Consider the following 13,482-nt stretch of genomic DNA (forward strand, 5'->3'; position numbering starts at 1 on the left):
ATTTCCGGAGCGGGGTTCTACACTAAACTCTAATTACACGTATTTTGCTAGTTGGAAATTTTATTATCCCGACCTCATTATTTATTCATACGATTGATAAGATACCTTCTTAACAATCACCTCTAATTTTTCATTCATTTATAATCTATCGTTTTCGATTCTCTTCTTCTTCAAGCACATCATCGCTGAATCTGGTCTTTGTAAATACTAGTAATAGCAGGATGATGAATCCGAATGATTGAATCATGATCATTGTAATGATATTGAATTGGACTAGGCCGATGACCATCGCTATTAGAGTAGGTAACCCCATCGCGTTGACAACTAAATTAACCGATTCTTTGTATGTTTGAATTGTAGAGATTTGTCCTCTTTTCGTCAGATATACAAAGAACGAGGATCCTAAGCTGATAACGACAATGCTAACTAGCAATAGAATAAAAATAGAAACTAATAAACTTCCGACAATAAAGCCTTTATTTTGAATAAACCATTGTCTAGATAATTCATCCTGTAATTGTTCAACTGTTGTGATGCTTTCAATCGAAAAGTCGTTCGTATAGCGTACAGTTGATACCGCATTATCCTGATCTTTTATCACAAATTCATTCTCTTGAAAAATTAATGCATTTTCAGCCTCTAATGCTTGTTCCTCTTTAGAGGAAGATATATTTCCCCCAACTATGCCATCTTCTGTTTCTAAGTAGAAGCTGTCTGGTAACGATAGTTTCCCTTCAGAATACTCAACACTTTCAAGCTCATCTACAACAGACTCATCAAGTAAAGCAAACGCATTCGGATACGTCTCTTCTACTGGATAAGAATCGATCTTAGCCATATTTACGGAAAGTGGAACCATCATCAAACCATTAATAAATAGGAGTACGATGATAAGCTGGAACCAGTTTAATTGCTTTCTCCCAGTAAATACTCGCTTTATTGTTAGGATGCTTTTGAAATAATTGATTGGAAATATATCTTTTTTCATGTTGTTCACTTCATTTCTCTCTGAGATTAAATCCATTTCTTATTATTACCCTTTTGTACCACCTGAAGTTAGACCGGCTACAAAATGTTTTTGTAGCATAAAGAATAATACGGTTATTGGAATAGCAATTAAAATTGCTCCCGCTGCAAACAATGCAACCTTTTGGTTTTGTGGGTTGTTAATAAATGTTTGCAGACCAATTGCTACCGTATAGTTTTCCGGTGTACGTAGTAAGAATTTTGCTAGCATGTATTCTCCAAACGGAGTCATAAATGCCCATAAAGATTGTACTGCGATCATTGGTTTTACTAATGGTAGTACAATCTGAATGAAGATACGGAAGTGACCCGCTCCATCAAGTTTTGCTGATTCATCCAAGTCATATGGAACCGTATCGAAGTAACCTTTCATTAGCCATGTATTCATCGGAATACCACCACCAATGTATAGGAACATCAAGAACCAGCTTTGGTCTAAAGCTCCCATTAACAATGCCATTACATAGAATGCAGTTAGAGCTGCTGTAGTTGGTACCATTTGAATGATTAGGAAGAAAATTAAGCTTTTCTTTCTACCTACAAAGCGATATCTACTATATACATAACCTGCTAATGTAATGAATGTTACTTGTACGATCATCGTAACCAAAGCAATGATTAACGTATTCATATACCAATCACCGTATAAGGTTTCGGTAAATAATCGTTGGAAGTTACTTAAAGTCCATTCTGCATCAAAGTTTAAGTTAAAGGCAGTAACGTTACCTGCTTTAAATGCAGAGCTTGCTGTAATCAACAATGGATAGATAATGATTACAGCCAATAATAATAGATAGAAATACGTAAATATTTTATTGATTAACCGGGAGGTTTTTTGAGATTTTACTATTCTGTTCATCACTAATCCTCCATTTCAAATGCTTTCGTTTTCTTAAATACCATTAACGAAATGGCAATGACAAATAAGGAAATAAATAATGTCACGGCAGAAGCAATGGAATACTGTGGTGACGTTCCTGTTGTCAGTTTATAAATCCAAGATATAAGAATATCTGTTGAACCTGCTCCGGCTCCAATACTTCCTGGTCCACCTTCATTAAATAGGTAAATCATCGAAAAGTTATTGAAGTTACCAGTGTACTGTGTAATGAAAATAGGTGCAGCGATGGCAAAGATAGCCGGCATTGTAATATGTCTGAAACGCTGAATTAAACCAGCACCATCTATTCTTGCAGCCTCGTATTGCTCTTCTGGAATAGATTGTAGAATCCCAGATACAAGCACATATATAAACGGAAACCCTAGCCACCCTTGAATCATAATAATTGCTACTTTAGTCCAGAATGGATCTGTCTTCCATGGAAGACTTCCGATATCTACAAAAGGAATTAATGCATCAATTAGTGGGATTACTTGTGTGTTAATCGCACCAATACTATCGTTAAACATATTTGAAAAACTCATAATGGTAATAAACGCAGGTACTGCCCATGGTAAAAGGAAGATGATTCCAAATACACGTTTAAATTTAATAAACTTCTGGTTTAATACTAGAGCTGTAAAAATTCCGATTACAATTTGAAGTGTTGTTGCTGCTACAGTCCAAATTAACGTCCAACCAAATACCGCTAAGAAGGTATCACGATAAGAACTTAAGAAAAATACATCTGTAAAGTTTGAAAATCCTACCCAGTCAATCAGTTTCGCTGGTGGAATGTGATAGAAATCATAATTCGTAAATGCAATAAATATCGTTACTAATACTGGAAATACAATTGCAAAAATCATCGCTACATAAGCAGGGATTGTAAATAAGTATGGAAAGCCTTGATCTGCCACATTTAGTAGAACGGATTTCATCGAGGTATTTACTTTTTTACCTTCCGCCCATAATTTAGCAACTTTTCTAGCATCATTTAAATTAATCGCGTAAAAAAGTATAAATAATAGAAGAATTAATAGTTGTAAGGAACCTTCAATTAAAATAAATAGTGAATGGTCCAGACCAGGAGTGCTTCCTAGTGTTACTAAGCCTACTAGTGCACCGGCACCAAAGTTGATCATCTCTATAATAAATAGAGCGAAAATTAATAGAAAGATAATACCTTTGAAAATCTGTTTATTATATATTTGACCTAAACCTGGAATGATAGAGAGCAATGTTGCCTTCTTTACTCGTTGTTTATCATCTTTTTCTACGTATTCCACTGTATCTCACTCCCTTAATAAATAAACTGAGGCAGAGAGCGTATCTCTGCCAAAGTTTAACGTTACATTATTAGTATTTTTGAGAGATGTTTTCACTAATAACGTTTACTGCATCGTTAGCTGCTTCTTCTGCTGTTTTGTTTCCAGAAGCCGCGTCGAACATTAGTGTTGCAGCACCTGTCCAAACTTCTGCCATTTGTGGAATGTTTGGCATAGGAATTGCAGTATTGTATTGGTTAATTACTGCTGCTGTTAGCTCATCTCCAGCCTCAGCAACTGTTACTCTTGTTAATTGGTTAGCAGGAACTTCACCTTTGTCATCATAAAGTTTTTGTTGATTTTCTTGGTTTGTTACATAATCTAACCACTGTTTTGCAGCGTCTTTATCTTTTGCATAGTTACTTGCGATCCATGCTTTACCACCAGCGAATGGTTGGTACTCTTCACCATTTGGTAATGTAGGAATCATAGATACGCCATAGTTTACACCAGCATCTTTGTAATTAGAAGCAGACCATGGTCCACCAATGATAGCTGCTGCTTTACCAGTTGTGAATTGCTCATCGATAAAGTTACCAGCAGTTGTTGAATCTAACATACCTTGTGGCCATTTGTTAAACCACTCTGTAGCATATTCGATACCTTCAATTGCACCTTCAGTATTTAAACCAATGTCAGATGGATCAGTACCGTCTGAACCGAATACATATCCGCCGTAAGCAGAAAGTAATCCGTATGTGCTATAGAAATCTAACCAGTTAGCTAAGAAAGCTGTGCTTCTTCCTTCTTCAGATTCGAAAGCGAAACGATCATCTTCAGCTAATGCTTCTAATTCTTCGAAAGTTTCAGGAGCTTGGTCAATTAAATCTTTGTTATAGTAAAGAATTAGTGATTCAATTACGAATGGAGCACCGTAAGTTTTACCGTCAATTGTTACTTGTTGTTTATCTAAATCATCATAACGACCATCTTCAGGGAAAGTATATTCCGCTAAGTGACCTTGTTGACCTAGGTTACCAACTCTATCGTAAGGAGCAATCATAACGTCAGGAGCTATACCAGCAGGTCCATCTAATGGAAGTGCTTCCAAAGTTTCGAATAAATCTCTTTCCGTTACAGTTACTTTAATACCAGTTTCTTCTTCAAATCCAGGGACAAGTTCTTTTACATAATCGATATATCCAGCTTCAACACCAATTTCAAGTGTTCCAGCGGTTTCTTTTCCACCGTCAGCAGATTTGCTGTCTTTTTCCTTATCATCGCCACCACAAGCAGCTAATACTAGTAAACTAGCTAAAATTGCAGCAAAAGCAAGCTTTTTCCAATTAAGTTTCATAATTTGTCTTCCTCTCTTTCTGTTTTAGCTTTGTAAGCTAAAAGGTTAATGTAAAGTGAATCTAGCAATCTCATAATCTAGTAAGGTACTCCATGACTAAATGTCACTAACCATATATTGCCCCCTTTATACAGTTCACATTTTCAGTAATGAAAACGTTTGCGCAACCTTACAATGAAATTGTAACCCTTTTTTAATATTTGTGCAATCGTTTTCACTCATTTTTTAAAAAACATTTTTTGGTAAATTATATTATCTAGTTTGGTAGTTGACTTTAGAATCTTGTTCCAGTAGATTAAAAGTATAAATTTAAGGGCAATGCTTTGTTTCAAACAACAACCCCGTTTACTCTCTGGTAAACGGGGTTGTTTTGCTAAAAACAGTTAAAAAGGAGAGGTTTTACATGTTAAAAGAAGCTATTTTCCACAGACCAAAAAACAATTTCGCTTATGCCTATGACAAGGACACATTGCACATTATGCTTCAAAGTAAAAAGGATGACCTAACTAGTGTTCAGCTCATTTTCGGAGACCCGTATGACTGGAAAGATGATTCATGGCAAACACTGACGAAACCAATGGTCAAATCTGGTTCCACATCACTCTATGACTATTGGACGATAGCAGTTGAGCCTGAATTTCATCGTATGCGCTACGGATTCGAATTATCGGATGGAAATGAAATTCTCTATTATATGGAAGGCGGTTTCTTCTCTAGTGCACCAACCGATATAGCGAATTATTTTTGCTTCCCATTTGTCAATAACATTGATGTCTTTAGCGCGCCAGAATGGGTAAAAGATACAGTATGGTATCAAATTTTCCCTGAGCGATTTGGTAATGGAGATCCTTCTATTAATCCAGAAGGTACTCTCCCATGGGGAAGTGCTGACCCTACACCAGCAAACTTCTTTGGTGGAGACTTCCAAGGTGTCATGGATCATCTAGATCACTTAGTAGAGTTAGGGATTAGTGGAATCTATTTCACTCCTATCTTCAAAGCATACTCAAACCATAAATATGACACCATTGATTATATGGAAATTGACCCTCAGTTTGGAGATAAAGAAACATTTCGCCGATTAGTACAGGAATGTCATAAACGAGGCATTCGTATCATGTTAGATGCCGTATTTAATCATAGCGGTTTTTACTTCCCCGCATTCCAGGATGTATTGGAAAAACAGGAAGATTCGAAGTATAAAGATTGGTTCCATCTTTGGGACTTTCCAGTTGTGACAGAACCAAAACCGAACTATGACGCGTTTGGATTTGTTTCTTCTATGCCGAAACTGAACACAGAAAACCCTGAGGTAAAAGAATATTTATTAAATGTTGCTCGTTATTGGGTTGAGGAATTTGACATTGATGGTTGGCGTTTAGATGTAGCAAATGAAGTAGACCATGCTTTTTGGAGAGAATTCCGTAAAGTTGTCAAAGGGGTTAAACCGGACGCCTATATATTAGGCGAAATCTGGCATGATTCTATGCCATGGTTGCAAGGAGATCAATTCGATGCGGTTATGAACTATCCTTTCACAAATGGTGCAATTGATTTCTTTGCGAAAGAAAGTATCTCTGCTGAAGCATTTACGGATTCGATTGTGAAGGTTCTTCATATGTACCCTAAAAATGTGAATGAAGTTGCCTTTAACTTATTAGATAGTCATGATACTCCGCGGATTTTAACACTTGCTAATGGAAATCGTGATCGTGTGAAGCTACTGTATCTATTCCAATTAAGCTTCATTGGTGCTCCTTGTATCTATTATGGAGATGAAATTGGAATGGCAGGTGGCCAAGATCCAGGCTGTCGTGCTTGTATGGAGTGGGATAAATCAAAGCAAGATAGAGATTTATTCCAATATGTTCAAACACTATTAAAATGGCGTAAAACTGAGCCGGTATTCGGAAATCATGCCGATATTCGCTTTATTCATGCGGATAGTGAAAAAGGATATATTGTTTATGATAAGTTTAACGCGGAAAAACGTCTTCGTTTTATTGTAAATAATAGTAATAAGGCTCTTGAGATTTCAAATGAAGATCTTGGCAATGTGACGGTTCAGGAATGGAACATTCAACATGATACAAAGAAGGAATTGACACTTGATTCTACTATTAAAGTCGATGCTCTAGGTTTCCGTATATTTGAGTTTTAATAGTGTTAACGAATGTACTTAATCAAATAATAACCGAACTAATTCGAATTAGTTCGGTTTTTTCATTTACCGCTTCTTCCTGAGTAGAATAAAGATCACTCCAGCAACTAGTATGACAGTGGCTCCAGCTATCATCCAAGGTAGTGCAATCGTTTGCTCATTTCCCGATTTTATCTGATAAATTTCGGATTTTTCACTAGGGATAGTGAAGGTATATCCATCTGATTGACCGGTTACACTTTCTTCACCAAGCAGCGCCTGCAACTCATGACCTTCCTCTAGCACCTCATGAGACAATGTAATCGTTTGTTCTTCTGTTGTGTTGTTGATTGCAACAAGTAGTTGTTCTCCCTCCGATGAACGTTTAAAAACTGTCATTCCATTTTGATCATAGACCAACTCAACATCTCCACTTGTAAGTGCCGAGTGCTTGTTCCGAATATCAGCTAATTTGGAGATATAAGTCGTTAATTCATGGTCCTCAAACTCCATCATTCTACGGTTATCCGGATCATTACCACCATCCATTGCAATTTCTGTACCATAGTAGATAATTGGAATTCCTGGTGCGGTATACATATACGTAAGTGCTTGTCTTAATCTACTTACAGGTTCTTGATCCTTTTCAATTACTAGTCTAGTAAAACGTTTATTATCATGATTATCAATAAAATTTCCTAAAATATAAGGATTTTCATAAAGACTTACATTACGCTTCCAGATACCATCCATAAATTTTCCAATTTGTTGGTCTGGCTTACTAAATATCCTCGTAGCTTCATTGAAGAATGGATAATCGACAAAAGAATCAATGCCTGTCTTCGCATAATCCGCTACATACGTTGGATCACTATGCCAAACTTCTCCGATTAAAAAGAAATCCTCCTTCACTGATTTTACCTCTTGAGAAAACTCCTCCCAAAAATCCTTTGGAACATGTTTAACCGTGTCTAATCGGTAGCCATCAATATCTGTTTCCTCAATCCACCATTTCGCCATATCAAGTAAGTATTTTCGGGTCTCCGGATTTTCTTGTGCTAAGTCGGGTAAACCAGCTAATCGTCCATCTTCCACATTTTTTTGATTGTCCCAACTAATAATCGACTGTTCTTCATGGAACCAATCCTGCTTCTCTGAGTCATTCAACCATGGATGTTGATAACCAGTGTGATTGACTACTAAGTCCAGAATGATTTTGATATCTTTTTCATGTGCTTTTTCTACTAATGTTTTAAATTCTTCTAGGGTTCCAAAATGCTCTTCTACCTCATAGAAATCTTCGGTCCAATATCCGTGATAGCCTTTCGGTTCATTTTTCACGATTGGAGTCAGCCAGATTGCGGTAAAACCCATTTCTTTTATATAGTCTAGCTTGTCAATAATACCCTGAAAGTCCCCTCCATGATAGGCAGCTGGATCATTTATATCGACTTCAAAATCATTGGAAGCATCGCCGTTATTGAAGCGATCAATCATAATAAAATAAATAATCTCATCTTCCCACGTATTCTTCTCCTCTGCCTGTATCGCTACAGGTACACTAAAGACTAGGTACAATACTATGAAAGCGGTTAATTTTTTCTTCATCGTAAACCCCCCTGTTGTTTTCTAAATCATTCTAACTGATTCTAGTTTTTTTTCATAGAATTTTATCATCGTAGAAAAAAGAATTGGAAAGCTAGTATAGCTCACCAATTCTTTTTGTTACGCATTTTCTTCTAAACTAACTTGAGATCGAAACACACTTTTTCCGTCCTCTTCACGAATACCTTCCACAAGAACAAAATTATCTTCTAACTTAGATACATCTTTCTTTATTAATAACGTATCGCCAGGCATGACCTCATTTAGATAATTTACTTCTATTGAACTAGTATGATAACGTTGATGTTCCTCTAAGGCAAAACAATCCATTATGTAATCAATATACTTTGAGTTATTGAGATGTCCATTAAAATCGATATCACTATAACCAATCGTTTTATGATACACTGTTTCAAGTTCGTCGGTTGCCTTTAATTTTGCTAATGCCACATCTATAGCACGTTCCTCAATTAATTCAGGATACTCTAGGTTGATCGATTCACTACGTTTCAGGCGACGTTTGTTTAAATCCATGATTACCCATACGGAAACCGCTTTGGCAATAACTTCCCCATTCTTGTCACGTACTATATAGTCTCTCTCAAACTCTAGCTTTCCTGGCTTTAATGGCCATGTTTCAATGGTTATTTCCTCATCCAGCATAGGCGTACGAATGATATCGACCCGTATCCGCATTAAAACAAAGGCTACACCGTATTTTTCGAACAATTGCGTAATACCTACTCCCAAATTTTCTGCTGCCAGATTGGCGGCATCTTGAAAATATCTAAACAGTGCACTCAATTTTAACTTTCTCTGAAAATCAACATCACCAAGATCAATATGATAGTTTTTCGTGTATCGTGTTGTTGGTTGCATTTTTCTCTCTCCTTGCTTTTTTCCATATTATTACTTTAACATAATTATTACTGAGTGAGCTATTAAAGGAGCGGATGTTTAGGGATACTAATCCTCATCATATTTTCTGCCTGTTTTGATCCTCCGTTGTCTTTGATAACTGCTATCAACTCCATTTTCTGCCTGTTTTGAATCTCTTTTGCCTTTGATTACTGCTATCACCTGCATTTCCTGCCTACATTGGAGCTCGTTTGAAGTTGATAGCCACTTCCACTCACTCATACTAAAAAAGCTGACCCCAATAAGGAGTCAACTTTCCATCAACTTAATTTAAGCCCTTCATGAATTCTTTCAACTTAGGTGATACCAAATACAGAATGATACCAAGTACAATAGCAATACCACCGATTACACCGAAGTACATTACTTCTGTTTCGGTTGAGTAGAATTTAACAACCTGTGCGTTGATAGCTTGTGCTGATGAGTTAGAAAGGTTCCATAAGCTCATCATTTGTGCAGCAAATGCTGCTGGTGCTAGTTTTGTTGATGCAGATAAACCGACTGGTGATAGTAGTAATTCACCTAATACAACAAGGAAGAAACTTAGAACTAACCACATTGGGCTAACTAATGATTCTGTTCCATTGAAGTATGCTGGAATCATCATCACGATAAATGATAGTCCTGCAAATACTAGTCCAAATGAGAATTTCTGAGAAACAGAAGGTTGTCTATCACCAAGCTTAACCCACATACCAGCGAATAACGGTGCTAGCATAATGATAAATAACGGGTTAAGGGACTGGAACCATGATGCTTTTAATTCAATTCCTAGGAAGTTTAAGTCTGTACGCTCATTCGCATATGTTGCAAGGATAGTAGAACCTTGTTCTTGAATTGCCCAGAACATCATTGCCGCTACGAATAACGGAATATAAGCTAGTAAACGCGACTTTTCCTCGGATGTTGTCTTTGGACTGCGGTACATAAAGATAAAGTATGCGGTTGGGATAATTACCCCTAGAATACTAATTGCAAAAATTACACGTTCAACTGTTAACCAGCCACCTGAAACACCTAACCAACCAATAAGTCCAAGTGCAACTACTGCAAGAAGAACAATTCTTGTGATACGTCCTTTTTCTTCTTTTTGTAATGGATTCGGTACATAAGAACCAGCTAGTCCAAGATATTTTTTACGAGTGATAACAAATACGATTAAACCAATTAACATACCAACTGCTGCAACACCAAAACCTAGGTGGAAGTTAACTTCTTCACCAAGTGTTCCAACGATATATGGAGAAATAAACGCCCCCATGTTGATACCCATATAATAAATACTAAAACCGGAGTCACGACGTGGGTCTGTTTTACTGTAGAGATCCCCTACCATACCACCAACGTTTGGCTTTAATAAGCCTGTACCAATGATGATGAAGAACATGGAAATAAATAATCCAGGTGCTCCTGCTGGTAAAGCTAAGATGATATGACCAATCATGATGAGCACTCCACCATGGAATACAGTCCGTGCTGTACCTAAGATTCGGTCAGCAATCCATCCACCGATGATTCCAGACATATATACAAGCGATCCATAAATCGCCATTATAGAGTTCGCTGTTGTTTGGTCAATACCTAGACCACCATCGGAAACCTCGTAGTACATATAGAATAAAAGGATCGCTCGCATACCATAATATGAGAAACGTTCCCAGAACTCAGTGAAAAATAGTGTTGATAAACCCTTCGGATGACCAAAGAAACCTTTTTGAGGTATCGTTTTTAGGATGGCATCCTTATCATGTGATTTCATGTAGTGTAAAGCCTCCTGATTTTTTAAATTTAGTAAATTAACTGAAAACTCTCAAGGAGCTAACTTAGACATTTTAGGACAAATAAAACTCCTCGTAAAGGGGTTATCCAAAAGTAGAATTCTTCTAAAAAGTGTAAGAATGGCGAATCATTTTTATGTAAGCGATATATGTACTAGTATTTCCACATTTTATATTTTCATTAGCTGTAAGAACTTGGGTTTTTTCCTAAATTTTTTGTTTAATGCGGTAATCGTGAAAATATGAGATACTCTATAAAAACAATTAATGGAAGGTGTCTTCTTGGTGGAATTGCAGGACTTAGCGATGGAATTAGCAACAAAAGGGTATTATAAATCAAAAGAAATTGTAAAAGGATTACAAAACAGTAAGCAGTTATTAAAAGACTTGTTATTGGTTATGGACGAATGTGTTCGTTCTGACGAATTACCTGATGATATATATATTTTATATAGACAACTTAATGGTGTGACGAGCTTTCATAAGGATTATAGATACATCATCATACGTGACATAGCACGTATTTTAACAGAATCCTTAAATCCTAGCGATGATTTAGCTGTTATTTACATAGATGACGATGAACTTGCACAAGTAGTTACACTATATACGGAAGCAGTAACAGGAAATCTTGAAGCTCAAATCGAACTCGCACACTTTTATAAAACAATCGAACATGATGACTGGGCATTTGAATGGTTCCTTGTTGCGGCTCAGGCAGGTAATTCTGATGCATTGTACTGGTTAGGCAATTATTATTTTGTCGGTACCGTAGTGGATCAAGACCTAGAAAAAACCTACAACTGTTATAAACAAGCTGCCGAAAAAGGACATGCTGATGCGATGAACAATTATGCTGATATGTACTTACGAGGGGAATATGTCCCGAAAGATGAAGAAAAAGCATTGGAATTGTTTATGAAAGCAGCTGAACTTGGGGTGCCTGAGGCAATGTATACCCTTGGTTATATGTATCAGAATGGGGTTGGTACAGAAAAAGACTTAGAAGTTTCTCGAGAATGGTTCGTCAAGTCAGCTAAGAGTGGCGATGTATTTGCTGCCAATCGACTAGGTCATGAAGCAGTAGAAGATGGAAACGGAGAAGAAGCTCTTTCCTGGTACAGAATGGCCGCAGAGCGTGGAGATTCCTACGGTGAATTTAATCTCGGATTATGTTATGAAAATGGGATAGGTACACCAGTAAATATAAAAAAAGCAAAGTCTTGGTATCAAAAAGCAGCTTTAAAAGGGGATAAAGAGGCGAAGGAAAGGTTGAAGGGGTTATAGCTTTCACAATAATATAACTTAACTGTGAAGAAGGGATAGTAATGAAAATTCAATTACTATCCCTACATTAGACAATAACATTTACCTATATCTTCTTTCCTTAATGGAACCACAATTGGATCTAGCATAAATGGATCCTTTATTAGTTCGAACTCCCTACTAATCGTGCGTTCTACACTATCGTAACTGAATATTTTGTAGAGACTTACTACTGGGGTTATGGTTAAATATGTTGCTTCCGAATCTGTCACTTTTGTTGTTGTAATGGACGACATGAGAGAATTATCTCCTTCAGAACCTCCCAACCTCATGCAACCTTATACTCATTCCCTACATCATCTTCTATTTTTTATAAAGTTTATACTACAAATAAGGAATTGGCATGAGAAATCCTCTGAATAAAGATCTGCATTTCTGCAATTACTAAGGAAGACGACATTTTGTAGTCATGAACATCAAGTTTTTTCAGGAGGGATTTTAGGTTGAGTAATGAAAAAAAACCTTTTTACAAAAAGTTCTGGTTCTGGTTATTAGTTATTATTGTGGTTATTATCATTGCAACTAGTGGTGGAGATGATGAGGACGGTACAGCCGACAATACTAATGACACCAATACCGAAACAACCGAAGATAAAAACGAGGATACAAACGACGCTGTTGACGAGGGAACAGAAGAAGGTAATAATGATGAAGCGGTTGAAGAAGATACAGGAACCAAGACAGCTAAAATTGGTGAACCAGCTACAACTGGCGATGTAACCTTTACTGTCAACGGAGTTGAGGAAGCAACAGAAATCAAATCTGATAATCAATTTATTGAGAATGCAACTACTTCAGGAAAATTCGTTATTGTCGATGTGAATGTCAAAAATGGTAAAAGCGAGGCAATCACAATAAATTCAAGCTTCTTTAAAATAGTGACAGATGATGGTGTAGAGTATGACCCGTCAACAAGTGTTGAGGTGACGATGGCTCTCGGAGATGCAGCATCCGAATTCTTTCTAGAACAAATTAATCCAAACCTAGACAAAACTGGTAAAGTAGTGTTCGAAGTAGCGGCTGATGTTGACCTATCGAAGACTGTCTTAAGAGCGCAAACAGGTTTCTTCGGGACTGAGTCAATTGATATTTTGTTAGCACAGTAACAATTAGAGGTGACCTTAATGGTCCCTCTTTTTAGTTTTTTAGGGCTCTTCTTCTAGTATTTGTATTGTTCAATTTCT

At 36.8% G+C, this 13,482-nt stretch carries 12 protein-coding genes; 3 read left to right on the top strand and 9 right to left on the bottom strand.

Annotated features, from left to right (window positions below; all coding sequences use genetic code 11):
- Window positions 1-145: 145 nt before the first annotated feature.
- The 4 genes from G5W_RS0103400 to G5W_RS0103415 form a co-directional block, all read right to left on the bottom strand.
- Window positions 146-988 (bottom strand): DUF1189 family protein, encoded by an 843-nt coding sequence (locus G5W_RS0103400; protein WP_138918960.1) that lies wholly within the window; start codon window positions 986-988, stop codon window positions 146-148.
- 45 nt (window positions 989-1,033) lie between these two features.
- Window positions 1,034-1,885: a sugar ABC transporter permease gene (locus tag G5W_RS0103405; protein ID WP_010094257.1), complete on the bottom strand. Its 852-nt coding sequence runs from the start codon at window positions 1,883-1,885 to the stop codon at window positions 1,034-1,036.
- Window positions 1,886-1,887: 2 nt separating this feature from the next.
- Complete coding sequence (locus G5W_RS0103410) at window positions 1,888-3,195, bottom strand: carbohydrate ABC transporter permease (RefSeq protein ID WP_010094259.1); 1,308 nt, start codon at window positions 3,193-3,195, stop codon at window positions 1,888-1,890.
- 70 nt (window positions 3,196-3,265) lie between these two features.
- Entirely contained in the window at window positions 3,266-4,531 is a 1,266-nt protein-coding gene (locus G5W_RS0103415) for an extracellular solute-binding protein (RefSeq protein ID WP_010094261.1), read from the bottom strand.
- A 403-nt stretch (window positions 4,532-4,934) separates the two neighbouring features.
- Here G5W_RS0103415 and G5W_RS0103420 point away from each other — a divergent pair, with 403 nt between their 5' ends.
- The gene (locus G5W_RS0103420; RefSeq protein ID WP_010094263.1) at window positions 4,935-6,692 is read left to right on the top strand and encodes a glycoside hydrolase family 13 protein; all 1,758 of its coding nucleotides are present in this window, start codon (window positions 4,935-4,937) and stop codon (window positions 6,690-6,692) included.
- Between the two features lie 66 nt (window positions 6,693-6,758).
- On the opposite strand, the gene G5W_RS0103425 is transcribed toward G5W_RS0103420, so the two are convergent.
- From G5W_RS0103425 to G5W_RS0103440, 4 genes are all read right to left on the bottom strand, one after another.
- A complete protein-coding gene (locus tag G5W_RS0103425; protein ID WP_010094264.1) occupies window positions 6,759-8,279 on the bottom strand; it encodes an alpha-amylase family glycosyl hydrolase in 1,521 nt (506 codons plus the stop codon).
- A 117-nt stretch (window positions 8,280-8,396) separates the two neighbouring features.
- On the bottom strand, window positions 8,397-9,155 hold the full coding sequence (locus G5W_RS0103430; RefSeq protein ID WP_010094265.1) for an acyl-[acyl-carrier-protein] thioesterase: 759 nt from the start codon (window positions 9,153-9,155) through the stop codon (window positions 8,397-8,399).
- 87 nt (window positions 9,156-9,242) lie between these two features.
- Window positions 9,243-9,416: a hypothetical protein gene (locus tag G5W_RS23700; RefSeq protein WP_010094266.1), complete on the bottom strand. Its 174-nt coding sequence runs from the start codon at window positions 9,414-9,416 to the stop codon at window positions 9,243-9,245.
- 43 nt (window positions 9,417-9,459) lie between these two features.
- The gene (locus G5W_RS0103440) at window positions 9,460-10,953 is read right to left on the bottom strand and encodes a peptide MFS transporter (protein ID WP_010094267.1); all 1,494 of its coding nucleotides are present in this window, start codon (window positions 10,951-10,953) and stop codon (window positions 9,460-9,462) included.
- A 304-nt stretch (window positions 10,954-11,257) separates the two neighbouring features.
- Here G5W_RS0103440 and G5W_RS0103445 point away from each other — a divergent pair, with 304 nt between their 5' ends.
- On the top strand, window positions 11,258-12,259 hold the full coding sequence (locus G5W_RS0103445) for a tetratricopeptide repeat protein (protein ID WP_010094268.1): 1,002 nt from the start codon (window positions 11,258-11,260) through the stop codon (window positions 12,257-12,259).
- A gap of 62 nt (window positions 12,260-12,321) precedes the next feature.
- On the opposite strand, the gene G5W_RS0103450 is transcribed toward G5W_RS0103445, so the two are convergent.
- Window positions 12,322-12,534 (bottom strand): hypothetical protein, encoded by a 213-nt coding sequence (locus G5W_RS0103450; RefSeq protein WP_010094270.1) that lies wholly within the window; start codon window positions 12,532-12,534, stop codon window positions 12,322-12,324.
- A gap of 207 nt (window positions 12,535-12,741) precedes the next feature.
- Here G5W_RS0103450 and G5W_RS0103455 point away from each other — a divergent pair, with 207 nt between their 5' ends.
- Window positions 12,742-13,404, top strand: coding sequence for a DUF4352 domain-containing protein (locus tag G5W_RS0103455; RefSeq protein ID WP_010094271.1), 663 nt, complete (start codon window positions 12,742-12,744; stop codon window positions 13,402-13,404).
- The last annotated feature ends 78 nt before the right edge of the window (window positions 13,405-13,482 follow it).

The sequence above is a fragment of the Ornithinibacillus scapharcae TW25 genome (assembly GCF_000190475.1).
GTDB lineage: Bacteria > Bacillota > Bacilli > Bacillales > Amphibacillaceae > Ornithinibacillus > Ornithinibacillus scapharcae.

What these genes read in the sequence shown, in the direction of transcription:
- G5W_RS0103415 (WP_010094261.1), bottom strand. Translation starts at nt 4,531, where the DNA reads ATGAAACTTAATTGGAAAAAGCTTGCTTTTGCTGCAATTTTAGCTAGT.
- G5W_RS0103420 (WP_010094263.1), top strand. Translation starts at nt 4,935, where the DNA reads ATGTTAAAAGAAGCTATTTTCCACAGACCAAAAAACAATTTCGCTTAT.
- G5W_RS0103450 (WP_010094270.1), bottom strand. Translation starts at nt 12,534, where the DNA reads ATGTCGTCCATTACAACAACAAAAGTGACAGATTCGGAAGCAACATAT.
- G5W_RS0103440 (WP_010094267.1), bottom strand. Translation starts at nt 10,953, where the DNA reads ATGAAATCACATGATAAGGATGCCATCCTAAAAACGATACCTCAAAAA.
- G5W_RS0103405 (WP_010094257.1), bottom strand. Translation starts at nt 1,885, where the DNA reads ATGAACAGAATAGTAAAATCTCAAAAAACCTCCCGGTTAATCAATAAA.
- G5W_RS0103425 (WP_010094264.1), bottom strand. Translation starts at nt 8,279, where the DNA reads ATGAAGAAAAAATTAACCGCTTTCATAGTATTGTACCTAGTCTTTAGT.
- G5W_RS0103430 (WP_010094265.1), bottom strand. Translation starts at nt 9,155, where the DNA reads ATGCAACCAACAACACGATACACGAAAAACTATCATATTGATCTTGGT.
- G5W_RS0103400 (WP_138918960.1), bottom strand. Translation starts at nt 988, where the DNA reads ATGAAAAAAGATATATTTCCAATCAATTATTTCAAAAGCATCCTAACA.
- G5W_RS23700 (WP_010094266.1), bottom strand. Translation starts at nt 9,416, where the DNA reads ATGAGTGAGTGGAAGTGGCTATCAACTTCAAACGAGCTCCAATGTAGG.